Origin of the sequence: Shewanella sp. SW32 (assembly GCF_025653365.1) — a bacterium.
Taxonomy (GTDB): domain Bacteria; phylum Pseudomonadota; class Gammaproteobacteria; order Enterobacterales; family Shewanellaceae; genus Shewanella; species Shewanella oncorhynchi.
In genome coordinates, this window is the sequence record NZ_JAKKSJ010000050.1 from 1 (window position 1) to 23,892 (window position 23,892).

Consider the following 23,892-nt stretch of genomic DNA (forward strand, 5'->3'; position numbering starts at 1 on the left):
AAATCTTCAATATCTTCCCAGCCCTCACAGCCTGCGATAACTGCACACAGCGTTAAAAACACCACGTCAAACAAGGGATAAACGACCTTAGATGCTTGCCTTGGGTCTTCTAATTCTGAAAAGTGCTCTGCAAAAATATCGATGTTCATAAACTGGCTCCGCGTAAAAGCCAGTATCTGATCACAACGGAAGATCGCGGTCAATCAGTTATGTTAAAGTGCGCGTTAAATGTTCGTGATCTTGCCCTGGAAGACAACCCATATTAAGTTATTTGTTCGCTCAAGCGGTTCCCGAACATAAAATGGTCAGCGAAGGGGATGTTTGCCCCGTTTGCTCAATAAGAAGAAATGTTTGGATAGAAAAAGGACATAAAATATTCAGTTGCTATGCCGGGAGTGTATGGAATGAAAGGTGGTGTGGTAATCTCGTTGAATTAGAGGAGTTTACTGCCATTCCCCCTTGTGCTCCTACACCAGAGGATATCAGTATATTGACATCGTTAATCGATATGATCCGTCAAGCTCCTCAAGATGAAACACCCGGAAAATTAGAACAGCGCATCAAGAAAACTAAAATTATTCCTAACTATGAGAAATATAGTTTTCGCGGACAATTAATGGTATTGGCTGAATTGGGAATTATGCCAAATCCGTATGTAAAACCTTTATATGATGGATTCACCAATTTTACCGATATCTGTAGTGTGAAATACCCTGGAAGTACTCGATCGGATATTATGCTTCCTCTCGCGGGGTGGCGAGGCGAAAATAGTATAAATGAAACAAGGCTTCAAGCGTTATTGGGTAACATAATACGGTGAGATAAAGGTTACCAAGGTTATTATTGAGTAAGTATAAAAAAGCGTCCGGTTATGGACGCTTTAAAATCGCTGTTTTATCAATATTGACAAACACTGATAATATCAATCAACGGATAATTACTTAAGTTTTTTTGCCTTGCTCGGTGCTTGACCAACCTTCATTTTTACGCGGCGGCCCTGCATGTTTTTCTCAGCAGCAACTTGAGCGCCGACGTTGTCGGTTCTTTGTTGCTTTTTGGCAAAACTGCGGCGGGTTTGTAATTGCTTTAATAGCAATTCGCGGCTGCCAACTTCATAACCTGGCACAGTGACGCGGCGAATCTGTTGGCCAATCAATTTTTCGATATCGGCTAACGTGCGCTCTTCTTCGCGGCTCACAAATGAAATGGCTACGCCTGTTTTTCCTGCACGGCCTGTACGACCGATACGGTGTACATAATCTTCTGCGAGGAAAGGTAAGTCATAGTTGACTACGTATTCAAGGCTTGGGATATCCAGACCTCGGGCGGCGACTTCGGTGGCAACCAGCACCCGAACATCACCCGCTACAAACTCACGCAGTGCGCGGCGACGACTGCCTTGGCCTTTTTCACCGTGGACCACTTCAGATGGGATACCATCTAAGTTTAATTCTTTGACTAGCGTATCGGCGGCTTCACGGGTCGCAGTAAATACCAATACCTGTTGCCAGTTTTTCTTGCCGATAAGCTCAGAAAGCAGTTCGCGTTTACGGCGTTGTTCAACCGGATAAACTACTTGGCTAACGGTGTCGGCGGTAGTGTTTTGTTTATCAACGCTGATCACTTGCGGTTTAACCATCATGTCGTTGGCGAGTTTTTTCACCGCACTTGAGAAAGTGGCCGAGAATAACAAGTTTTGACGTTTCTTATTTACCGCTTGAAGGATTTTTTGGATATCGGCGCTAAAGCCCATGTCGAGCATGCGATCGGCTTCGTCTAGCACTAAAAAGTCGACGTTCGACAGGCTTAAGTTACAGGCGGTAAGGTGCTCAAGTAAGCGACCTGGGGTGGCAACAATCACATCGGCGCCGCGTTTCAGCTTTTGCGCTTGAGTCTCAATCTTTACGCCGCCGTAAATGGTTAAGACGCTGAAGTTTAAGTACTTGCAGTAAGCTGTAACGTTGTCAGCCACTTGAGCTGCAAGCTCACGGGTTGGCGTAAGGATTAATACGCGGGCATTCGATTTTAGCGTTTCGCTTGGCTTTTCAACCATCTTTTGCAGGATCGGCAGCGCGAAAGCGGCGGTTTTACCCGTACCGGTTTGGGCACTGGCTAAGACATCTTGGCCGCGGCGGATAGCAGGTATCGCTTGCTGCTGAATAGGCGTCATTTGTTGATAACCGCAATCTGAGATAGCGCGCAAAATCTCGGGGGAAAAACTAAAAGATTCAAATCTCATTTTGGATTCCTATCGTTCACTTATTCAAACATTCAAGCGCCACTAGCCTCTTTATCACTCGTCTAAAGGAGAGAGGTGTACCGGCTGGCTCATTCTTCCACACAGATTTTATAAGAAAAATGGCGGGCGCGGAGTATAGCAAAAATTTCGGTTAAAACCTGTACTTTTTAGTGTTTTGGCATTTTATCTGCATCATTTCATCAGGAGGGGATAAAAGGCTTGGTACTGGTTCAGGTGGGCTAGGTCTTATTGATCTATACAAGGGTTGAGTAAAATATGGACTCAACAATACGGATTAAAGCTCGCTATATTAGAAAATACCGCAACCTAGGCTGCGGTATTTTGGATCTTGTATTTATGTTTAACCGAAGGTGCGCCTCAGGCCGAGGGCTTTTTCGGCATTGTGTTTAAGAAGATGGGCTGCATCACCAATTAGATGGGTTGCGGCTAAGTTCTCGGCGCTGGCATGGGTGATGGAGTGAATATTACTGGCGATCTCATTGACCACTTGACGCTGTTGATCGGCTGCCACTGCATTTTGTTGGGCAAAGGTGTGGATATCACTCACTTCTTGGTAAATGGTGTTTACATTGTCGGCGGACAGTTGAATATCGCTGGCACAACGCTCCGCATGTTGACGGCTTTGTTCCATTTCTTTGGCCCATGCGTTGAGCATAGTGAACATCTTATCGACACTCTTAGAAATACTGTTGGTCGATAGCTGGGTTCTGCTCGATAGGGCGCGAACCTCATCGGCGACCACGGCAAACCCACGGCCTTGTTCACCCGCACGGGCAGCTTCAATCGCGGCATTGAGGGCGAGGAGATTCGTTTGCTCGGCAATAGAGTCAATTTCGCCCATCGCATTAGCGACTTGCTCGGCTTCTTTATTTAATTGATGGGCATTGTTGGTTGCATCGGCAACAGACTTTGCCAGTTGCTCCATTTTTTGAGTGTTGGCCTTCATGTTGGCACTGCTTTTAAGGCAAAGATCATAGGCGGTATTGATGCTGGTGGACGTGAGATGGGTATTCTGCGCCACTTCTGTGATGGTTGAACTCATTTCTTCCATCGCGCCAGAGAGCTGTTCTAGCTGACTTTTCTCTTGATCTAGGCTGACATAGGTTTGTTCGGTCGCGACCACTAATTGATCGGCAATTGCATGTAATTGATTGGCTTGATCTTGGGTGCGCCCAAGTACGCCATTCATTTTAGCCTGCAGCATGATGAGCTGGAAATCGAGGATAGAAGAGGTATCGGCACCCGAGTAAATATAACGACTGATAGAGTCATATTTGGTTTGCATTTCAATCAGTTTAGCGGGAATACGAAAGGCCTCATCGTAGAAAATGGCGAGGTTTAAGCTCATCAGAATCGCCCCTGCGATAATCACGCCCCAGCCCCAAAAGTAGCCAGCGATCAGTAAACCTGTGGAGGCTACAACCGCAGATACGATACGTTTTTGCATTAAACTTAAGGGTTTAGGAATGGATTTGTCCAATTTGAGTCTTTGGTAAATCTCATTAGCTTTCGTGACGTAGGCGGCTTGAGGCTGAATGCGCACTGATTGGTAACCGATAATAGTGCCGTTTTCAAACAAGGGCGAAACAAAGGCATCAACCCAATAGAAGCCACCATTCTTACAGCGGTTCTTGACTATGCCGCGCCAAGATTGGCCTGACTTAAGTTTTTCCCACATTTCTTTAAAGGCTGCACTCGGCATATCCGGATGGCGCACCATATTATGGGCACTGCCAATTAATTCTTGATCGCTATAGCCTGAGACTTCGGCAAAACGGGCATTAACGTAAGTGATGATACCGCGAGTATCAGTGGTGGAAATGAGTTCATCTTGTGGTGTTAAGCGGATTTCTTGATCTGATCTCTGTGTATTAACTATTTTATTCGCTGAGGCGTTACTCTGGCTCATTTAGTGTGTCCATTCAGGGCCGATGTGGTTCATTAGGGTTCAGGACGCGGTGTTAGGCGCGAATTTTCTTGTGCTGACTCTCATCGGAGTAAGCTTGTTATGTGATAAGAGTATCATTTTTGTGTGGGTATAGGAGAGCGGTTTCTCATGGCTGACTAGTGAAAATCAATCGTTCGTCGTATTTATAAGCTATTGCAATATATAAAGTTTTTAAGTAGTGAGAATATGATGTTAAACGAGCGTTTATCCTGTTAAATCGTTAATTCTAGTATTTTGTATAGGGTTATTCTTTTATGTCTTGAGTGGGTATTTGTCATTCATCTTAAATATAAATTATGTTCGATGATATTGGACTAATGTTGTTGATTCGGCTTGATATCGCAGTATTCATGGAGCGCTTTATTGGCCTTAGTCTATTCTTTAATGGGCAACAAAAGATGGCTTATTTCTCCTTGCTTCAGCGGTGTATCTTGATTTTGCTCTTCTACTTCATTAGCTCACAGCGGGAATGCTACATAAGAGGAACTTCCCATGGCGATATCACTTAGGCGTGGTGTAACTAAATTAGCCACAGCGTCCTTGGGAACAGCGGCGGCACTGCCACATTGGCGACGTTTGATCTTTGAACGTTTATTTGGCTTTCTAGCGATTCTCTGCGTGCCTGTATATATCACTAGTGTGTATTTATGCATCATCGCTGATCTCTGGTTTATGGTGGTATTTGATACGCTGGCTTATCTGTTTTTACTGCTTTTACTGTATTTTCCTAAGCTTGCTGATAGTACGCGTTTTGGCTGTGGCTGCTTGCTGGGTTTTGCTATCGGCATCGGTTTTTTAATTGCGATTGGCCCTTCGGGAGCTGGTTTTTTCTGGTTATTTATTTTCCCGCCGTTAGTCGGTATTTTTTTAGGCAATCGAGCCAGCTTATATGCCCAGTGTTTGAATGGGCTAAGTTTGGTATTGATTGGTTTTGCCTATCATTTTAATTGGCTCAATTGGCCTGAAACCCAAGGTTATAGTGTCGGTATTTGGGCGGTTGTCGTGGTCAATTTTATCGTGACCAATGCTATGTTGACGTTAACCATCACTTATTTATTAGGTAAGTTGGCTGACGCACTCGATTCAACCTTAGCATCACGCCAAGCTACCGTATTAGGCTTAGCTAAACTCGCCGAATACAGAGATAACGAAACGGGCGCGCATTTGCTACGTATGCGGCAGTATTCGAAAATGCTTGCGTCGCAGCGACTACTGGCCGCCAATCCTCCTGCAGAATTGAACGAAAATTATATTCAAGACATTAGTTTGTCGGCCATTTTGCACGATATAGGTAAAGTCGGTATTGCCGATGCGATTTTGCTTAAACCGGGTAAATTAACGCCGCAGGAGTTTGAGCAAATTAAAGCTCATCCTGTGATCGGGGGACAAGTGCTACGCAGTTTGTTGGAATATGCGCCCCAATGTACTTTTATTCAGATGGGCCGCGATATTGCCTCGGGTCACCATGAAAAGTGGGATGGTAGTGGTTATCCCCTTGGTTTGAAAGGTGAAGATATTCCGCTTTCGGCGAGGATAGTGGCCCTAGTTGATGTTTATGACGCGCTGACTTCTCCCCGATGTTATAAGCGGCCCTTTAGCCACCAAGAGGCTATCGACTTAATTATTGAAGGCAAAGGTCAGCATTTCGACCCTGAATTAGTCGATTGTTTTATTGAAATTCATCAGGACTTTGAAGTGTTGTCTAAAGCATCGCTGGATGATGCTTACCAGCCGATGGCACAACCTACTATGGTTTAGCGACTCATGTTTTTAAATCGTGTTTTGAAATCATGGTTTTGAAATAAGACGTGGGTTTTAAAACACACAGATAGCGCTAAAAAAACGCCCAATGCTAATTGCCTTGGGCGTTCTATTTTATAGTGTGTAAGTGACTAATATAACGACTTAAATCGCTACTTATCAGCGGAGTGCTAAATTGCTTTAGTCACTTGAGTTAACCAAGCCAATTCATCACCCGACATTAACGGAGAAAGTGTATTGAAGACTTGCTGATGATAAGCATTAAACCAGTCTATTTCCCCTTGCGTTAACAGGCTCTTATCAATAAGGCGCGCATCCATAGGGATCATCGTCAGTGCATCGAACTCATACATTTCACGCTCAGCCCCTTTAAGTGCTTCACAGTGCTGAACGACGACGAGGTTTTCTAAGCGAATACCGAAATCGTCGGCGCGGTAGTAACCCGGCTCGTTGGAAAGCACCATGCCTGGCATCAGGGCAATAGCGTTAACATTCTTGCCTATGCGCTGTGGACCTTCGTGCACACTTAAAAAGTGGCCCACACCATGGCCTGTGCCGTGGTCGTAATCAAAGCCATGTTGCCATAGATATTGGCGGGCGAAGGCGTCGAGCTGCTGGCCTGAAGTGCCTTTCGGGAAGCGTGCTTGGTCTAGCGCGATATGACCTTTTAGCACCAGCGTGACCATTTTTTTATGCTCATCGGTCACTTCACCTATCGCAATGGTACGGGTCACATCTGTCGTGCCGTCAATATACTGAGCGCCAGAATCCACTAAGTAGATGCTGTCCATTGTCATCATGGCTGGTGTGCCATTGTTGTGATTGTAATGGCACATAGCGGCATTAGGACCGGCAGCTGAAATCGTGTCGAAACTTGGCTCGCGGTAACGCTCATCTTCTAGGCGAAAGCTTTCCAATTTATCCGCAAGGGTGGCTTCATCGTGCATGCGATTGGCCGCCACTTCGGCATCGAGCCATGCAAGGAATCGACTCACTGCGACGCCATCGCGGACATGACAGGCACGCATGCCGGCCAGTTCTGCGGCGTTTTTCTGCGCTTTAGGTAAAGCGACAGGATCGATTCCAGCTATCAATTTTGCTCCTGCCTCACGGGCAATGTTTTGTGCCCAAGCGTTTGCAGAATTCGGATCGGCCAGTAGTTTTACATCCTGCATGCTGGCGAGTGTATCGGCAAGAGATGCCTCGCCCTTAAAGCTTACGCCAGCGCCAACATGCTCCTCAATGCCCTCTGGGAGTTTGCTTAAATCGGTGAAGAGATGCATATCGCCATTGGCGTGGAGCAGAGCACTGCCGAGTACAACGGGTAGTCGCGGTACATCATTGCCGCGAATGTTGAGTAGCCAGCAGAAAGAATCTAAGGCGGCGATTAAGGCAACATCACCACCGGCTTTTTTTACTAAGGCACCAATTTCAATGCGTTTTTGCAGGCTGGTTTTACCAGCACTCTCGTTGCTAAACAAAGTGATAGGCGCGTTCGACTGTGCTGGCCGATTCTGCCAATGCAAATCGATAGGGTTTTGTTCAACTGCAACTAATTCGATTTGGGATTTATTTAAGGTTGCTTTGGCATTTTCATTCCAAGCTAAGGTGTGTAAGCGCGCATCGAAACCAACGCGAGACCCTGCTGGTAGCGTGTCACATAACCACTCAATTTGTGGTGTATCGGTTAGGCTTTCATAACTGAAAAGTGTGGCATCGACTTGCAAACGAACTTGAACCGTATAGCGGCCATCGGTAAATATTGCGGCTTTATCTTTCAATACGATAGCCATACCCGCCGAACCGGTAAAGTTGGTTGCCCAGTACAAACGTTCGTTATGTGCTGGCACATATTCGCCCAGATATTCGTCGGCACGGGGAATAATAAAAGCATCGAGATTAGCAGATGTTAATTCGTTACGAATAGCACCGAGACGGTTAGCGATTGATTGTGACATATGGGCTCCAATAGAGACTGGCATGCTATGCGAGTCGGTAGGCGAAGATCGACTAAGGATGAGTAGGTTTATGTTGATTTGAGTTTTAACCGGCTCGGATTATCGCAAGTCTAGCGCGCTAGATGCAAGGGTAGCGAATAAAGGATTTTGTATACAATCGTGAATTTGTGCAGGTAAGACGCTTGAGGTTATGGGGTTTGTTGTTAATTTATTTATGTGATTTTGAGCATGAAAAGTGAATTAAATAAAAGGTTGGTCATGTTTTAATTAGGACTTGTTCCTTACAAATTAGCAACTTAAGTTTTATTCAATCGCTAACATTTGGACCCTATGCTAACATTTGCCATCTCTACTCGGGGTCAGAGTGGGGCACATGTATCAGTGGAGTAAGCGATGCAAATACTAACAATAGATGTGGGCGGTACCAAAGCCCTGTTCGAACTTCAGCTCGCGGGGCATACAGAACAATATAAAATCCCCACAGGTGAAGGTTTTAAAATTGAAGAGTTAAATAATCAAATTGCGGCGTTTGAACGTGATTATGATTTACAGCATTACCAACTAGCGATTGCCGTACCTGGACTGGTACAAAATAATCGTTTGGTTTCTTGTAAATCTTTACCCGGACTCAATGGATTGAGCTTCGATACAGTCAAAACCCAGGGTGAGCTTAAGTTTATCTGCAACGATATCGATGCGGGTATGCAAGCGACTTGTGATGCCAAATATGCCTGTGAGTTATTGGTCATGTGCGGCACTGGGATCGGTATGTCTATTGCTTTTAATGGACAAGTCTTTACGGGAGCGACGGGCGTGGCGGGGGAGTTGGGGCCTTGTCGCGTGATGACAGAATCTGGTGAGTTTAGTTTAGAGCAACTGGCCAGTGGCGATTCAGTGCGCAGCCGCAAAATCTCCACTCAGGATGATTTATATCGCGCGGGCAGTTATCTCGGCATGGGATTAGCGTGGGCGGTTAATTTATTTAATCCCAATCGAATTTGGCTTGCTGGCGGTATGATGAATAGCGCTCCTTACTACAAAGGCTGCCTCGAAAGCTTAAAGCAAATGGCATTGAGCGCGCCCTTAGCTGAGATGAAAATCAATCGTGTCGATGATATGGAAACCTTGGTTTGCCGCGGTTTATCAGTGATGCTCGCAAGGGACTATCCTCGTGCATAAGGATCATAAATAACCCCGTGCATAAGGATCATCATGTTGCTCGACAATGGTTTGCGCCATGAATGTTTAGTGATTGAGGTTTAGCAGCATAAGCGACGTAAATTGTGAAATATAAAGCAGGACTTATGATGCCTTTGGCATATCGAGTCCTGTTTTTTTATTTTTAAAGTATTCAGATAATCCTCATTACCCAAAGTAAATATTAGCGATAGTTTAATTTGCATAATTCCTTTATTATCAGATGTCTATTTCTATTTACGATTTTAGCCAATAACACAGTTGATAATATTTTGTTGCAATTTTATTGCGCTTACGCTTATGCTGATATTTGCAATGACAACGTTGTCATTGTGTGTAAAAGGCAAACCAGTTGAAAAACTGGGACGCAAAGCCTCCGGTCTAAGGGTTCGTCTGTACCTATGATAGCGGGGATACCACAGGTTTTTCTTCGTGCAGTTGTCAGTTGTTTTGCATGGTTTTAAGAGAGTGCTGTTTCCTGTCTACGCTTTGTTTGCCTTATTGATTCATATAAAAATTCAATAGGGATATCTCATGTTCAAGACTCAAATTTCAACATCAGCCTTGCTAGTGGCATCAGCGCTGGCATCTACCATCAGTGCCAGCGTTTTTGCAGCGGCGCCCGGTAAACCGACTTTAGGTTGGGGCGAAACTAAGTTCGCTATTATTGAAGTGAATCAAGCGGCTACCGCTTATAATCAATTGGTTACGGTGAAAGATGCCGCCGATGTCTCCGTCAGTTGGAACCTTTGGAGTGGCGATGTGGGCAATAGAGCCCAAGTGTTGCTCAACGGCAGTGTAGTTTGGGAAGGCCCATCTGGCGCGTCGGGAACCGCTAACTTTAAGGTGAACAAGGGCGGCCGTTATCAGATGCAAGTACAACTGTGTAACAGCGATGGTTGTACGACGAGTGATGCTAAACAAATCCTCGTGGCTGATACCGACGGCAGCCATTTAGTACCACTCAATGCTCCCCTAAAAGAAAACAACCGTCCCTATGCGAATAAATCAGGCAAAGTGGTGGGAGGTTACTTTGTCGAATGGGGCGTATACGGCCGTAAATTTCCGGTCGATAAGATACCTGCGCAAAACTTAACCCATATTTTATATGGCTTTACCCCAATTTGTGGTGGTAATGGCATCAATGATAGCTTGAAAGAAATCGAAGGCAGTTTCGAAGCGTTGCAACGTGCCTGTAGTGGTCGTGGTGATTTTAAAGTTGCGATTCACGATCCTTGGGCGGCGATTCAAATACCGCAGGCGGGAGTCAGTGAGCATTCAGATCCTTACAAAGGTAACTTCGGTCAATTGATGGCACTTAAGCAAGCACATCCAGATTTGAAGATTTTACCTTCGGTCGGTGGTTGGACCCTCTCGGATCCCTTCTTTTTCTTCGGTGATAAAACCAAGCGCGATATCTTTGTCGCTTCGGTGAAAGAGTTTCTACAGACATGGAAATTCTTCGATGGCGTAGATATCGACTGGGAATTTCCAGGGGGGAATGGCGCTAACCCAAATTTAGGTAATGCCAATGACGGTGAAACCTATGTGACTCTGATGCGTGAACTGCGGGCAATGCTTGATGAACTAAGCGCCGAAACGGGTCGTACCTATGAGCTGACCTCTGCTATTAGCGCAGGTGACGATAAAATTCAAAAAGTCGATTATCAGGCTGCTCAGCAGTACATGGATTACATCTTCTTGATGAGTTACGACTTTAATGGTGGTTGGACTAATACTGAACTCGGCCATCAAACCAATCTGCATGAAGCGAGTTGGGATCCCAATACCCGTTACACCACAGCTAATGGCGTTAATGCGCTGTTAGGCCAAGGTGTGACCCCAGGGAAAATTGTGGTCGGTGCCGCTATGTATGGCCGCGGCTGGACAGGTGTGAATGGCTACAGTGGTAATAATCCTTTTACAGGGACGGCAACGGGCAAAGTGAAAGGTACTTGGGAAGCTGGTGTGGTAGATTATCGTCAGATAGCGAATGACTACATGGGAAGCGGTTGGACTTACAGTTACGACGAAACAGCTGAAGCGCCATCTTTGTTCAAGGCATCTACTGGCGATTTAATCACTTTCGATGATGCTCGTTCAGTTAAAGCCAAGGGGCAATATGTGCTTTCTAATCAACTTGGTGGGCTTTTTGCGTGGGAGCTTGATGCCGATAATGGTGACATTCTGAATGCCATGCACGAAGGTTTAGGTCATGGTGAAGGCACCACTCCGCCAGTGAATAAAGCGCCCATTGCCAATGCTGGCGCGGATGTGAATGTCACCGGTCCCGCCGATGTGACGCTCAATGGTAGCGGTTCGCGCGATCCTGAGAATAGCGCGCTGACGTATCTTTGGACGCAAGTGTCTGGCCCAACAATTGCCATCGCAAATGCGGATATGGCGAATGCGACTATTCAACTGGGAGCAACCCAAACCGATGTCGCCTATGGTTTTAGCCTTAAAGTCACCGATCCTGAAGGGTTATCTGCCACAGATTCAGTGACAGTAACCAACAAGGCTGATACGCCTAATCAAGCACCTGTAGTGACTCTGGCTCCGACTACGACAGTTGAAGCGGGTAAAACCGTCAGTATAGTAGCGAGTGCCTCCGATGCAGATGGTGATGCCTTAACCTACGCTTGGACTGTGCCCGCAGGCGTGTCGGCAATCGGGCAAAATAGTGCCACGTTAGTGGTTACTGGCCCCAATGTTACCGAAGCGACCCGCTATGGTTTGAGTGTGCTGGTTTCCGATGGTGCCTTAGATGCGAGCGCATCGACTAATCTGACCGTGACGCCAAAAGTGGTCGGCGGTGGATGCGATGCAACCGATCCCAATGCCGGTAACTACCCTGCTTGGCAAACCAGTGTGGTATACAACACTGGTAATACTGTGAGTCATAGTCAGTTGGTATGGAAAGCAAAGTATTGGACTCAGGGCAATACGCCATCTCGCACCGCAGACCAATGGCAGCTACTCAGCCAAGTTGATCTCGGTTGGGATGCGGGTGTGGTGTATAACGGCGGTCAAACTACTCGCTATAACGGTCGTGTTTGGAAGGCGAGTTACTGGACTAAAGGTGATGTACCGGGTGTTGCAGCAGTATGGGTTGATATTGGCGCGGCAACCTGCCAGTAATTATCCAAAATTTTGATATTATTGGTTAAAAAATAAAGCCCTGCGAAGTTTCAGGGCTTTTTTCTTTATTAAGCGTTAGGTTTTTTTATGAATACAGCCGAATGCGTTAAGACAGACTCATTGAAGACTGATTTAATCAATCTTAAGCAGTTCTACATCAAAAATTAACACAGAACCACCACCAATCTTGCCCGTGCTACGGTTACCGTAGGCGAGTTCACTGGGAATAAAAAACCGCATTTTATCGCCAACAACCATAAGCTGTACGCCCTCGGTCCAACCTTTAATCACCCGATTAAGTGGAAATGCGATGGGTTCGCCGCGATCAACCGAACTGTCAAACACAGTACCGTCAATCAAAGTGCCATGATAATGGACTGTCACTGTATCGCTGGCTTTAGGATGAACTGTGCCATCGCCCTGAGTTAATACTTGATATTGCAAACCTGAAGCTGTGGTAATCACACCTTCTTTGGTTTTGTTTTGTGTTAAAAACTCATTGCCTAAACGGATATTTTCTTGGGCGGCTTTTTGGCCGTTCATCGAGGTAAAGAAGTAAAAAATCACCCCAGCAATCACCACAACGGCAAGTAACATTTTCATATAAAGAGCACCTTAGTTAATTTTTGCCATATTATCAGTTTTTTAGCATCAGATGCTATCGGCACTCGCGTGTGCGTTGAGCTGGATATCTGGTGCTACCAGTTCAAACCGTTAAAAACTCCCTCAAGACTTTATCCTGCTTTAGAGATCGCTTAATCTGTGGGCTTAAGACTCAATAAAAATTCAATAAAAACAAATAAGAACTAGGGCGTGTTGACGTTTTAGTTCAGATAATAAACAAGGAAAGTCTATGTTAAACAAAGCGGCAAAACCTCTGGTCAAACTCGTCGACCGATATCTACCCGATCCTTATATTTTCGTGCTTTTACTTACCTTAGCCGTATTAATTGCTGCTGTGGTTGCCGAACATAAAACCCCGCTGGAAGTCATCAATTATTGGGGTGATGGCTTTTGGACGCTGTTAAGTTTTTCGATGCAGATGCTGTTAGTGCTGGTGGCAGGATTTATGTTGGCAAGCTCCCCGCCGATTAAAAAGTTGCTCGATGCCATTGCTGGATTGGCTAAGTCGGCACCACAAGCCATTATTTTAGTGACTTTGGTGTCACTGGCCGCCAGTTGGATTAACTGGGGTTTTGGGCTAGTGGTGGGCGCGTTATTTGCCAAAGCCTTAGCTCGCAAAGTAAAAGTGGATTATCGGCTGCTGGTCGCCAGCGCCTATTCCGGCTTTGTGGTTTGGCATGGTGGGCTTGCGGGTTCGATCCCATTAACCATAGCGACGGTGGGGCATTTCTCTGAATCGCAAATCGGTATCATCCCCACCAGTGACACCATTTTCGCGAGTTATAATTTATTGTTAGTGGCAATTCTGTTTGTGGTCATGCCCTTAGTGAATCGCTTTATGTTGCCTGAAGATAAGGACAGTGTTTATGTTGACCCAAGCGCCCTTGATGACAAAGACGCCGAACTTGATTCTTCGGCGTTAGAGCTTAACCCTGCAAATATGAGCGAGCGTCAGCCTGAAAGCCGTCCTGCGGATAAGTTAGAAAATAGTCGTTTACTCGGCTGGAGCGTCGGTGGCGCTGGGCTTGTATATTTAGGTTATTACTTTTGGGTGCAGGGCGGCAGCTTAAACCTCAATTTAGTGAACTTCTTATTTTTATTCCTCGCCATACTGTTACATCAAACACCACGCAGTTTATTAACCAGTTTGAATGAGGCCATTAAGGGCGGCGCAGGTATTGTTATCCAATTTCCCTTTTATGCGGGCATTATGGCTGTGATGGTGCAATCGGGTTTAGCCCAAAGTATTTCGGAAGGTTTTGTGGCCATCGCTAGCGCCGAGAGCCTGCCATTTTGGAGCTTTATCAGTGCAGGAATTGTGAATATTTTTGTGCCATCGGGAGGTGGCCAATGGGCGGTGCAGGCACCGATTATGCTACCCGCCGCACAGGCTTTAGGTGCAGATGTCGCTCGGGTCGCAATGGCCGTTGCTTGGGGAGATGCGTGGACTAATTTGATTCAACCTTTCTGGGCACTGCCCGTGCTGGCGATTGCAGGCTTAAAAGCGCGGGATATTATGGGCTTTTGTTTAATGCAATTGATGATCACTGGCGTGATTATCAGTATCGCGTTGAGCTGGTTTTAAAGATAATAAACAGTGCAAAATTAAACAGGGTAATTCAATGATTACCCTGTTTTTTAGTTAAGGTTTCAATGCTATTAATCGCTTGAACCATTTACTTTTTTTGTTGCTTCATCAGCGGTGATTTGACCAAATAGAGCTGACATCATATAGCTAATACGATTCGCAGCATTACCAAACTTACTCGGGTTCGCAGTATAGGGTACTTGAAACTTAACACTGCCAACTCTTTGGCCATTCTGAAATGCGTTAATTTCAGCGCTTTTTAAATATAATGCCAAGTCCCAAGTCCAATTACCTTCATATTCTAATGTGAGTTTATTTAAATCATGTTTAGAACCATCAGGCTGCACTGTGTAGGTGTAATTATTTGCTTTTAGCCATGTCTCCATTGTTTCTTGGAAGCCGTCACGTGTTTCTTTATCCTTAATAATGACTATTTCTACATTCTTAGTATTTGTTTCTATTGGTTTTGCTGTATAGCGAGGTGCGGCACAACCCGATAGTATTGCAACACCCAAAACTGCAACTAAAAATTTTTTCATAATTTAACCTTTTGTTTTTATATTAAAATAAGTTAAAGCGTTTTAGTGACAAACTTTTGATTTTCATAGAATCCATTGCTTGCTAGATAAACATATCTACGGCGCCAGTTTTTATGCCATAACCCAGCACGGCTAAGTTGGCGACAACGGTGAGCCAAAAGACGTTTCTAAATGAGGCTTTAATGGACTTGTGTCTTAACAGGTTTTGGGCAAATAGAGCGCCTGGCCAACCGCCCATGAGGGCGAGCAGATGTAATGTGCTTTCTTTAGTTCGCCATTTGTTACGTTTAGCGGCGGATTTATCGATGGCATAGGCGATAAAGGTGAGCAGGCTCAGTGTGAGGTACATGCCCGCAATCCCGACTGGCAGCATATGTTGCTGCGCTGCGCCGATTAAGCCAGCAAGAAAAATCACTACCAATAACAGCGGCATAAGGCTTGAGCCTGAAGCGGCTGTATTGGATTTTTGAGTGCGGCTACTTTGGGCGCGATTGTTCTGTGTGCGACTGTTCTGAGCGCGACCGCTTTGTGCTCGACTCTTTTGCGAGCGATTGGTTTGAGGTGAAGCGCTGTTGCCCGTTTTGGCAGGTTTTTTGTTTGTCATTATCTGGTATCAATCTCGTGTCAGTGTTTTTAAGCTTGCTTGTGTTCTTGTTATGCCGTGTATTTTTTAAATGCGAGGTGGCGCCACAGTTTCTCTAGCGGCCCTTGCTTGAAATAGTGTAAGTACAGGCTGGCTAACAGTAATTGCACTACTGAATAAACCAGCGCCATGGCCATGTATCCCCATCTATCTAAGCTCAATAGCAATTCGGGAGCTAAGTGTCTAAACACTAACACGCCAACGATGGATTGCAGAATATAGAGACTAAACGCGAGTTTGCCAACATTTTGCAGCGGAGTCAGTATATTAGGATTATTCTGGCAAACTTTAACTATAATATGGATGTAAATCAGCGCCATAGGAATAGCACTTAGCATGATTAACACATCTGAAAACGCAACGAGAATGGTATTTTTCGTTAAACCTAAGATGGTATCAAGCAGTGATAGCGTTACGCTTGCTAGCACTAACTTCACCAGTACCGATTTGCTAAAACCTTGCTCAAAAATCCCCTGTTGATACAAAGCCATACCGAGCAACATCAAGCCAGCCGTAAACCACATTATGGTAAAAGGGATCACCAGTGCCATATAGCCAACTTGCATCAAATGCAGTAACAGTTGGTCGGCATAGCCTGAGGTCCATGCACTGTATTGCTCTGCAAATAGACTCGATTCTCGAGTGAAAGGTTCATCGCTGCCCGTAAGGCTAACCAGCGTGATGATAACTAAGGCGCTTAAAATAAAAATATTCGCTTTGCGCTTAAGGGCTTCAACACTTAAATCTTTGTAACACAAAGCTAAAAATCCGCTGATGCCATAGGTGAATAAAATATCACCTGACCAAATAAAAATGCCGTGGAGTAGGCCAAATACAATTAACCATTTTAAACGTGATCGCAGTAGGGAATAAGCTTCTAGGCCTTTGGCGCTAAATCGCTGATATTGAATAAAAAGCCCGACACCAAACAAGATGGAAAACAGACTGATAAAGCGTGCCTCGATGAAAAAGTTACTGAACACTTTGATAATGTGATCCGACAGCGGCTGTGTTTCATGGGGCGCATAGCCAAAAAAAGTAATGCCCATAAAATAGATATTCATAAAAAATATCCCCAACACAGCTAAGCCGCGAATAGCATCGAGGTTGGCATTACGCTGTGCGGGTATCGTCATTATAACTGGCTGTGTGGAGTCTGATCTTGACCAAGGGTCTTTAGGTAAGTTTTCTGGCACGTTAGCTGAGTTCCTTTCGCTAGTAGACATGTTTCACTTTTCACTGGGATTTGGGAGGGCTAGCCTAGCAGGCGCTAGCCTCCAATAAAATACAGCCAACACAAAAAGTAAAATAGAGGAAAGGTAGAAAGTGAAATAGCGCCAACGTAAAAAGTGAAATACAAAAAAGCAGAAACGGATTGAGAAGACTGTCGAACCATTACTCGCCGATATCTTCGTTCCAGAGTGTGGGATTACTGGCGATAAAGTCCTGCATCAATTGTTTGCACTCAGCATTATCGACCACAGTGACATCCACACCGCGGGATTTTACATAGGCCTCAGGCCCTTGGAAGGTAGCGTTTTCACCGACGATGACTTTAGGTATACCATAAAGTAATACTGCGCCGCTGCACATATCGCAGGGCGATAGGGTGGAATACAAGGTCGCCCTTTGGTACTCGGCGGCGCTAAATCGGCCGGCATTTTCGAGACAATCCATTTCGGCATGCAGTACTGAACTGCCTTTTTGTACCCGTTTATTGTGGCCGCGCCCGACGATTTTGCCATCGATCACTAATACCGAACCAATGGGGATGCCGCCCTCGGCGAGTCCTTGCTTAGCTTCTTCAATGGCTGCCGCTAAAAATTCATCCATCTTGATATCCTTAAAATATGAACCCTGAGTATTGCACTCAGCATAGCACTCGTTTGGGAGACAATCTAAATGGTTTTGATTTGTTGCTTCAATAAGTCCCTCAGGCTATCGAGAATTGGCAGCGAAGCCATTTCTGGCCGATAAATCAGGCAGATATCGGCGGAGATGGTTTGTTTTAACTTAATAAACTTTACCCTAGGCCAAGGTTGTGAAGCATAACTTTGCGGCACTATGGATACCCTGTTATCGGCAGCGATGATGGCCATCAAGCTATTGGGCTCGACCATTTCCTGTACTAATTGCGGCATAAATCCTGCGGCCTGACAGCTGGCGATAATCAAATCGCTAGAGGCGGAATTGGCACGGCTGAGTAAGGTAAAAGGCTCATCTTTGAGTTCACTCAAGTCGATGCTTTTACGTCTGGCTAAGGGATGCTTACTTGCCAGTGCTAACACCATAGGTTCGCTGGTGATGGTTTCGGCGAGAAGGTGCGGCAAATTTAAGGTGTCGGCGTAGCGCACTAGGCCAAAATCGATTTCTTGATGTGCTAAGGCGACTTTTTGAGTTTCAGGTGATAATTCTTGAAATATCAGCTCATTATCAGGGCATTGCTTGCGAAAGCTTTTCAGTATGTCACCAAATCCCATCCAAAACAGCGAGCTCATGATGCCAATCCGAATATGGTTTCTATCGAGTCGCCCAAGCTGAGCCACTTGTTCCAATGAGGTATTCACCAGCTCGAATATTTGTTCGCACTTCTCTCTTAACAATTGGCCATAGGGCGTGAGTTCGACCTGACGAGTGCTGCGGGTGAACAGCTCAACGCCAAGGAGCGATTCTAACTCTTTGATTTGTGCGCTCAGCGGAGATTTCGATAAATGCAGTTGCTCGGCGGCAGCGGTAAAGTTTTTCACTTCAGCCACTCGATGGAAATACCGCAGCATCTTCAAGGTGACGAGTTCAGGTGCGTTTATCTTGCTCATCTTAGGCTCACCATTTTCTAGTTATTGTCATTTTTATCAGCACAATAGTGCGATTAATCGCGATTATTTGCAACCTTAAGCCCGCTTATACTGAGGGTCGCTTACTCTTTCATTCCCTTGCTATGAGGTACCTTGTATGAGCCATGATCCCGTTATTAATGCCCTTGCGACGATTCGTGCCCGTAAACCGAATTTCTCTCCCCGCGCTGCTATGATTTTGGGCTCAGGGCTTGGCGCGTTTGCCGATAATTTAGATAATAAAGTGGTGATCCCCTATGAAGTTTCCTGTGAGTACCGTCGTCGGTCACTCGGGAGAGCTCGTGCTCGGCAGCTTACATGGCATCGATATAGTGTGCATGAAAGGCCGCGGGCATTTTTACGAGCATCAAAGCATGAAGGTGATGACGACGCCTGTGCGTACTTTCAAACGTTTAGGGTGTGAATTGTTACTCGTGACTAACGCTGCGGGGTCATTACGGCCAGAGCGGATCGGCGTGGGATCATTAGTGATTTTCAGCGATCACATTAATACTATGCCGGGTACGCCCATGACGGGCGCAAATGATGATAACTACGGTCCACGCTTTTTTAGCCTAGCCAATGCTTATGATAAAGACCTGAGATCAGAAGCCTTAAGTGTCGCAAAAGCTGCAGGCATTGAAGTGAATCAAGGGGTCTTTGTGTCTTACTCTGGCCCGTGTTTTGAAACCGCGGCTGAAATCCGCATGATGCAAATCATCGGTGGCGATGTAGTGGGAATGTCCGTGGTGCCAGAGGTGATTTCGGCGGCGCATTGTGGTTTGCCCGTGTTGGCTGTGTGCGCTATTACCAATATGGCAGAAGGATTGGGGGACGTGCAGTTATCCCATGAACAAACCTTAAAGTGTGCCAAGCTTGCTGAAGCCGACTTTATCCGTTTAATTGAGCGTTTTACTGCAAGCCATTTTGCTTAATATTTTGCATCACTGGGCTGCTATTTTAATAGCTCGTATTTAAGCATTTCGGATTTAAAAGAACAGATTTAAAAGTTCGTACTTTTACGTGAGTAAGGCGCCGTACAATTCAGTTCTCCGAATGTTTTTGCGAAATACGGCGGGAGGTTAAAAAGTAAAGGGAGAAAAGCTCCCTTTTTAAATGCTGACATTAAGTGTAAGTCTTGATTCAAATCGTTTATTTTTGCGGTTTTTCTGAAATCCACAATTTGATATGTCCTTTCACAACAACCACTCCTTGGGTGTCGTAGGCGGTAACGGGGACCAGCATATCGCCAGGAGTCCATTGCTCTGGGGTCACTTCGGCGACACATAAAATATCGCTGCCTGCTTTAGCCGTATAATCCAAACTCATGCCCTTAGGTATCCAACGTAAATGTTTTGGAATAGAGGCTTCGGCCATCACGCCCATGGCCATTTCTAGACCATTACAAATCGCAATCACATGCACAGTTTTTATATGATTATGAACGGCATGGCGTTTTTTAATTAAACAGGCGCAATGATTAAGGCGTAATTCAGTGATCAGTGGTTTGATTGTGCCGAAATAGGGCGCCATGCGTGCAACCATGATTGAAAACAGTTTTTGGCCGAATGGATAACGGCGAGTTTTGTGGTAGAGCGCGAGCACTTTATTAGGTTTTTGTTCTGCAGTGCTAGAAGAGTCTGTCTGGCTCATGGTTATCCTTAATAATGGTGCAAAGGGGTGTTGTTATTTTGAGCCTGTTCCAAGTTGAGCTTGGGTTGCTCTGGTCGGATGAGTGTAACATTAGGATAACAACAAATACCAGTCGGCTTAATTAAGTAAACTTCATTTCGCGGTTTTAAGTGTAACACCGTATAATTGCGGCCAATTTGTCGTGTAGCGGCAATGGTATGTTGATTTAACTACAAGGACTCACAGTGAAATATTTGCTGACGTATTTTAAGGGAATGGCCATGGGCGCTGCTGATGTTGTGCCTGGCGTTTCGGGCGGCACCATAGCGTTTATTACCGGTATTCTCGATACTTTGCTCGATAGTGTAAAACGCATTAATCCTTCCCTTTGGGGCGTAATCAAGTCGCAGGGCATAAAAGGGGCATTTGCCCATATTAATGGTGGTTTTTTAGTGAGTCTGCTGGCGGGGATCCTGACCAGTATTTTTACCTTTGCGAAGCTGATTTCTTGGTTGTTGGCGGTACATCCCATCCCGATCTGGTCGTTCTTTTTTGGGCTTATTCTTATCTCTGTCGTGCATATGCTTAAGCAAGTGAGTGGTTTCACTGTAGCACGTTTAGGGTTATTTGCGCTTGGTGTGCTGGCTGCATGGGCGATTACTGTGCTGAATCCGGTCGCGGTAGAAGCCAGTTACATGAATATCTTTTTCGGCGGCGCGATTGCGATTTGCGCTATGGTATTGCCGGGAATTTCAGGCAGTTTCATCTTATTATTGTTAGGCTTATATCCTGTGGTCCTCGCTGCTGCTAAAAATATTCAGCTGGATATTTTGGCCTGTTTTGCTGCTGGTGCCGTGATGGGATTACTGACGTTCAGCCATTTATTGTCGGCGCTGCTGCGTAAATACCATGATGCCACTATCGTGTTTCTAACCGGATTAATGTTAGGTACCTTAGGTAAAATTTGGCCATGGAAAGAAATCTTAACTTGGCGGACCAACTCCCACGGCGAACAAGTACCTTTGCTGGAGCAAAATATTTCCCCGCTTAATTTTGAGCAAGTAACGGGTCAGCCTTCACAACTGCTGTTCGCCATTGTGTGTATGTTAGCGGCGATTGCACTGGTTTGGGGGTTAGAGAAAGTGGGCAAAAGAGATTAGCCCTTTGTTACCTCAACATCATATCCAATAAAAGCAGCGAGATACGCTGCTTTTATTTTTTGCTCATATGCTTATCTTACTTGAATCAGGCCAGCTTTCGACTTTATTTCGACTTTAGGGCAATGTCATTTTAGCCCTGTTTTGGTTACAATCACAGTTCACATTTAGCGTACTCAGTCGACAGTCGACGTTATGTTCCAGTTTAAACTCAGTGAGAGTTTGCAGTTACGATAAGGATATACTTGTGGATAAAAAACAGGTCTCGTGGGGCGGTGTAGCGCTGGCGATTTTTGCTTTGGGTCATGTGGTTAACTTACTCATAGATAAACAGGATTCTGATATATCGCCCGAATTAAAACAGCAAATTTCTGACACGATCTTGGCTCACAGATCACCATCCACCGCGAATAATTCATTAACGTCCATCCCGAGCAATCTTGAGGTGGTCGACGATTCTACCAAAATCCCTATGCCTGCCCAGTTAGCCCAAGTGAGTCAAATCTACAGTAATCTCAGTGCATTTGCGGCACTCAAGCAAGACGGTACTGTGGTGGCATGGGGCGATGCTGAATGTGGTGGCGATATCAATAATGCCGCAGAGCCTCTGGTCAATGTAAAAGAGTTATACGCGGCGGAGAATACCTGTGGTTTTGCGGCCTTAACCCGTGATGACAAACTTATCCCTTGGGGGATGGGGATGAAGCAAGTGCTGACAGGCGTTCGTTCTTTTGTGTTGGCAGAAGGGCTTTATGCGGCCATCAAACAAGATGGTAGTGTAGTCAGTTGGTCTAATCTGGATTCAACACCAGCCGAACTGCTCTCGGGTCAATATGCTGCGCCTGCGATGACCAATATTGATTTTGTGTTGATTAATAAAGGTGCCTTTGCTGCCTTAAAGCTGGGGGGAGCAGTAGTGACTTGGGGCGATGCCGCTTATGGTGGCGATAGTCGCCACGTGGCCTCTGAGCTTAACCATGTCGATCTGCTCTATGCCAACAATAATGCTTTTACCGCGAGGACTGCGACAGGGAAATTAGTGTCTTGGGGCGGGGTCAGCGATGATCAAAAAGGCCACGAACAACTGGCAAAACTCAGCCAATTAGCGCCTGCCGTGAAAGTTGTCAACACGGATCATGGGTTTGCGGCGCTGCTGGCGGATGGCAGCGTATATACCTGGGGTGAGGGCGAATTGACTGAGTATCACGTCGCGTTTCCAGCGCGTTTATCTACTACAAAACGCGCCAATAAAGTGATTGATATTTATGCAAATCGTGGCGCGTTTGCCGCCTTAACCATCAGTCGTCAACTGCACGTATGGGGCAGTAAATTCAATGGTGCCGATACATCAGTCCTACAGGATAAGTTGCAAAAAGTGCACAAGGTTTATCCCTTTGAGGAGGGGTTTGTCGCGCTACGCAAGGATAATACGGCTATTGCTTGGGAAGGTTGGGACTTGGTAGACAAGCAACCACGTTATCAAGAAGTCACCCAGGTGAGTAAAGTGGTGACCTATGAGCGGGAGTTTGCCTTTTTAAAACAGGATGGCACTGTGGTTGATGGCCACTCTGGACCCAAAACTGAAATTACCCAAGCAACGGATATTTTCCCGACAGGCTTAGGGTTTACGGTTAAACGCCAAGATGGTTCGATTGCGGTGTGGATGGGAGGCGAGGCTGCGTTAACATTAGATAAACAAGCCGTTGATTTGAGCCAAATGCGCGACATTCGCAGCAATTTGCTCGATGCCATTGCCTTAATGGCCGATGGCACAGTGCAGGCATGGAATATGATGGGCTTTAGCGGACAAGCTGCGCAATAACAAGCGCAATCACAAGTGCAAAAATAATAAAACCAAAGGGCTAAGGTTAGTTACACCTTAGCCCTTTCTATTTAGGCGAGTTTTTTCTCGCTTTAAGCTTGATTGGCTTTGATTTCCCGCAGATAGCGATAAATCGAATGCACCGAAATCCCCAATCGAGTTGCCGCGACTTGGGCACTGTCCTTGAGTTCGAAAATCCCTAACTCGTGGAGTTGATTGACGATTTCGCGACTCTTTTGTGAAGGTGAAATCGCGGGATTCGCGCGAACCTCATGGTTCACACTGTCGATAGTGCTATGGAGCGCTTCATCGATATTGCGGGCAAACACTTCGGGCGAGCTGGTCAGTTCGCTGCCAAGGAGTTGCTCTGGCATCATAGTGCGCAGAACTGATTGCAGTGGTGCATCCATGTCGCTGTTAATACACAGTAACCCTATGGGTTGATTTTTACTGTTACGGATCACCGTCGTAATTGATCTTAGCGTCTTACCATTGGCACATTTAGTCAGGTAAGAGTTGGAAATATCCTGACCGGTTTTGAGCTTGAGCAAGGCAAGGTTGGTTATTGGAGCACCCACTTCACGGCCTGTGACATGGCCATTGGCAATTTTGACCACAGACGGATGTTTCGCATCTAGGCTGTGCAATACCACTTCTGTGTGTTGGCCATACATGGCAGCGATGCCATCGACGATATTTTCGATGGATTTCAGAATATCCAGATCACTTTGCGTTAAATCTTGCAGTTTCACAATTTCAACCTTTAGTTATTAACCCGCAAATATTCA

The 23,892-nt window shown here is 45.6% G+C and carries 19 protein-coding genes, 1 pseudogene and 1 riboswitch; of the genes and pseudogenes, 8 read left to right on the plus strand and 12 right to left on the minus strand.

Going from position 1 to position 23,892, the window contains the following annotated elements:
* Nucleotides 1-149, minus strand: a 149-nt coding sequence (locus L5M28_RS21240) for a transposase family protein (RefSeq protein ID WP_263198011.1), incomplete at its 3' end; no start/stop codon positions are given.
* Between the two features lie 152 nt (nt 150-301).
* On the opposite strand from L5M28_RS21240, the gene L5M28_RS21245 reads away from it, so the two are divergent.
* A complete protein-coding gene (locus tag L5M28_RS21245; protein ID WP_263204354.1) occupies nt 302-820 on the plus strand; it encodes a hypothetical protein in 519 nt (172 codons plus the stop codon).
* Nucleotides 821-937: 117 nt separating this feature from the next.
* On the opposite strand, the gene L5M28_RS21250 is transcribed toward L5M28_RS21245, so the two are convergent.
* Complete coding sequence (locus tag L5M28_RS21250; RefSeq protein ID WP_028761337.1) at nt 938-2,239, minus strand: DEAD/DEAH box helicase; 1,302 nt, start codon at nt 2,237-2,239, stop codon at nt 938-940.
* 361 nt (nt 2,240-2,600) lie between these two features.
* Nucleotides 2,601-4,169 (minus strand): methyl-accepting chemotaxis protein, encoded by a 1,569-nt coding sequence (locus L5M28_RS21255; protein WP_131523609.1) that lies wholly within the window; start codon nt 4,167-4,169, stop codon nt 2,601-2,603.
* 531 nt (nt 4,170-4,700) lie between these two features.
* Here L5M28_RS21255 and L5M28_RS21260 point away from each other — a divergent pair.
* A complete protein-coding gene (locus L5M28_RS21260) occupies nt 4,701-5,966 on the plus strand; it encodes an HD-GYP domain-containing protein (protein WP_263204355.1) in 1,266 nt (421 codons plus the stop codon).
* Between the two features lie 173 nt (nt 5,967-6,139).
* On the opposite strand, the gene L5M28_RS21265 is transcribed toward L5M28_RS21260, so the two are convergent.
* Entirely contained in the window at nt 6,140-7,927 is a 1,788-nt protein-coding gene (locus tag L5M28_RS21265; protein WP_263204356.1) for an aminopeptidase P family protein, read from the minus strand.
* A 393-nt stretch (nt 7,928-8,320) separates the two neighbouring features.
* On the opposite strand from L5M28_RS21265, the gene L5M28_RS21270 reads away from it, so the two are divergent.
* Both L5M28_RS21270 and L5M28_RS21275 read left to right on the plus strand, forming a co-directional pair.
* Entirely contained in the window at nt 8,321-9,106 is a 786-nt protein-coding gene (locus L5M28_RS21270) for an ROK family protein (RefSeq protein WP_028761333.1), read from the plus strand.
* Between the two features lie 350 nt (nt 9,107-9,456).
* Nucleotides 9,457-9,545: riboswitch (cyclic di-GMP riboswitch) on the plus strand.
* A 113-nt stretch (nt 9,546-9,658) separates the two neighbouring features.
* Nucleotides 9,659-12,265, plus strand: a complete 2,607-nt coding sequence (locus L5M28_RS21275; RefSeq protein WP_263204357.1) for a glycosyl hydrolase family 18 protein — start codon at nt 9,659-9,661, stop codon at nt 12,263-12,265.
* A gap of 132 nt (nt 12,266-12,397) precedes the next feature.
* Here the strand turns inward: L5M28_RS21275 and L5M28_RS21280 are convergent, their stop codons facing one another.
* Nucleotides 12,398-12,868, minus strand: coding sequence for an FKBP-type peptidyl-prolyl cis-trans isomerase (locus L5M28_RS21280; protein ID WP_028761331.1), 471 nt, complete (start codon nt 12,866-12,868; stop codon nt 12,398-12,400).
* Nucleotides 12,869-13,118: 250 nt separating this feature from the next.
* Between L5M28_RS21280 and L5M28_RS21285 the strand changes: the two genes are divergently transcribed.
* Nucleotides 13,119-14,474 (plus strand): short-chain fatty acid transporter, encoded by a 1,356-nt coding sequence (locus L5M28_RS21285; protein WP_263204358.1) that lies wholly within the window; start codon nt 13,119-13,121, stop codon nt 14,472-14,474.
* 74 nt (nt 14,475-14,548) lie between these two features.
* On the opposite strand, the gene L5M28_RS21290 is transcribed toward L5M28_RS21285, so the two are convergent.
* From L5M28_RS21290 to L5M28_RS21310, 5 genes are all read right to left on the minus strand, one after another.
* Nucleotides 14,549-15,016, minus strand: coding sequence for an Sbal_3080 family lipoprotein (locus L5M28_RS21290; RefSeq protein WP_263204359.1), 468 nt, complete (start codon nt 15,014-15,016; stop codon nt 14,549-14,551).
* Between the two features lie 82 nt (nt 15,017-15,098).
* Nucleotides 15,099-15,620 (minus strand): DUF1294 domain-containing protein, encoded by a 522-nt coding sequence (locus L5M28_RS21295; RefSeq protein ID WP_263204360.1) that lies wholly within the window; start codon nt 15,618-15,620, stop codon nt 15,099-15,101.
* A 50-nt stretch (nt 15,621-15,670) separates the two neighbouring features.
* Complete coding sequence (locus tag L5M28_RS21300) at nt 15,671-16,855, minus strand: DUF418 domain-containing protein (RefSeq protein WP_263204370.1); 1,185 nt, start codon at nt 16,853-16,855, stop codon at nt 15,671-15,673.
* Nucleotides 16,856-17,054: 199 nt separating this feature from the next.
* The gene (locus tag L5M28_RS21305; RefSeq protein WP_028761325.1) at nt 17,055-17,492 is read right to left on the minus strand and encodes a nucleoside deaminase; all 438 of its coding nucleotides are present in this window, start codon (nt 17,490-17,492) and stop codon (nt 17,055-17,057) included.
* A gap of 65 nt (nt 17,493-17,557) precedes the next feature.
* On the minus strand, nt 17,558-18,475 hold the full coding sequence (locus L5M28_RS21310; RefSeq protein WP_263204361.1) for a LysR family transcriptional regulator: 918 nt from the start codon (nt 18,473-18,475) through the stop codon (nt 17,558-17,560).
* 136 nt (nt 18,476-18,611) lie between these two features.
* Between L5M28_RS21310 and xapA the strand changes: the two are divergent.
* Nucleotides 18,612-19,428: pseudogene (xapA, locus tag L5M28_RS21315) on the plus strand (xanthosine phosphorylase).
* 217 nt (nt 19,429-19,645) lie between these two features.
* Here the strand turns inward: xapA and L5M28_RS21320 are convergent.
* Nucleotides 19,646-20,146, minus strand: coding sequence for a hotdog fold domain-containing protein (locus tag L5M28_RS21320; protein ID WP_263204363.1), 501 nt, complete (start codon nt 20,144-20,146; stop codon nt 19,646-19,648).
* A gap of 224 nt (nt 20,147-20,370) precedes the next feature.
* Between L5M28_RS21320 and L5M28_RS21325 the strand changes: the two genes are divergently transcribed.
* On the plus strand, nt 20,371-21,285 hold the full coding sequence (locus tag L5M28_RS21325) for a DUF368 domain-containing protein (protein WP_168823005.1): 915 nt from the start codon (nt 20,371-20,373) through the stop codon (nt 21,283-21,285).
* 244 nt (nt 21,286-21,529) lie between these two features.
* The gene (locus L5M28_RS21330; RefSeq protein WP_263204365.1) at nt 21,530-23,104 is read left to right on the plus strand and encodes a hypothetical protein; all 1,575 of its coding nucleotides are present in this window, start codon (nt 21,530-21,532) and stop codon (nt 23,102-23,104) included.
* A gap of 92 nt (nt 23,105-23,196) precedes the next feature.
* On the opposite strand, the gene L5M28_RS21335 is transcribed toward L5M28_RS21330, so the two are convergent.
* Nucleotides 23,197-23,856, minus strand: coding sequence for a transcriptional regulator (locus tag L5M28_RS21335; protein WP_113939392.1), 660 nt, complete (start codon nt 23,854-23,856; stop codon nt 23,197-23,199).
* Between the last annotated feature and the right edge of the window lie 36 nt (nt 23,857-23,892).

Bases quoted from the DNA above. Each gene is read 5' to 3' on its own strand.
- L5M28_RS21245 (WP_263204354.1), top strand. From the start codon at position 302: ATGGTCAGCGAAGGGGATGTTTGCCCCGTTTGCTCAATAAGAAGAAAT.
- L5M28_RS21250 (WP_028761337.1), bottom strand. From the start codon at position 2,239: ATGAGATTTGAATCTTTTAGTTTTTCCCCCGAGATTTTGCGCGCTATC.
- L5M28_RS21255 (WP_131523609.1), bottom strand. From the start codon at position 4,169: ATGAGCCAGAGTAACGCCTCAGCGAATAAAATAGTTAATACACAGAGA.
- L5M28_RS21260 (WP_263204355.1), top strand. From the start codon at position 4,701: ATGGCGATATCACTTAGGCGTGGTGTAACTAAATTAGCCACAGCGTCC.
- L5M28_RS21265 (WP_263204356.1), bottom strand. From the start codon at position 7,927: ATGTCACAATCAATCGCTAACCGTCTCGGTGCTATTCGTAACGAATTA.
- L5M28_RS21270 (WP_028761333.1), top strand. From the start codon at position 8,321: ATGCAAATACTAACAATAGATGTGGGCGGTACCAAAGCCCTGTTCGAA.
- L5M28_RS21275 (WP_263204357.1), top strand. From the start codon at position 9,659: ATGTTCAAGACTCAAATTTCAACATCAGCCTTGCTAGTGGCATCAGCG.
- L5M28_RS21280 (WP_028761331.1), bottom strand. From the start codon at position 12,868: ATGAAAATGTTACTTGCCGTTGTGGTGATTGCTGGGGTGATTTTTTAC.
- L5M28_RS21285 (WP_263204358.1), top strand. From the start codon at position 13,119: ATGTTAAACAAAGCGGCAAAACCTCTGGTCAAACTCGTCGACCGATAT.
- L5M28_RS21290 (WP_263204359.1), bottom strand. From the start codon at position 15,016: ATGAAAAAATTTTTAGTTGCAGTTTTGGGTGTTGCAATACTATCGGGT.
- L5M28_RS21295 (WP_263204360.1), bottom strand. From the start codon at position 15,620: ATGACAAACAAAAAACCTGCCAAAACGGGCAACAGCGCTTCACCTCAA.
- L5M28_RS21305 (WP_028761325.1), bottom strand. From the start codon at position 17,492: ATGGATGAATTTTTAGCGGCAGCCATTGAAGAAGCTAAGCAAGGACTC.
- L5M28_RS21310 (WP_263204361.1), bottom strand. From the start codon at position 18,475: ATGAGCAAGATAAACGCACCTGAACTCGTCACCTTGAAGATGCTGCGG.
- L5M28_RS21320 (WP_263204363.1), bottom strand. From the start codon at position 20,146: ATGAGCCAGACAGACTCTTCTAGCACTGCAGAACAAAAACCTAATAAA.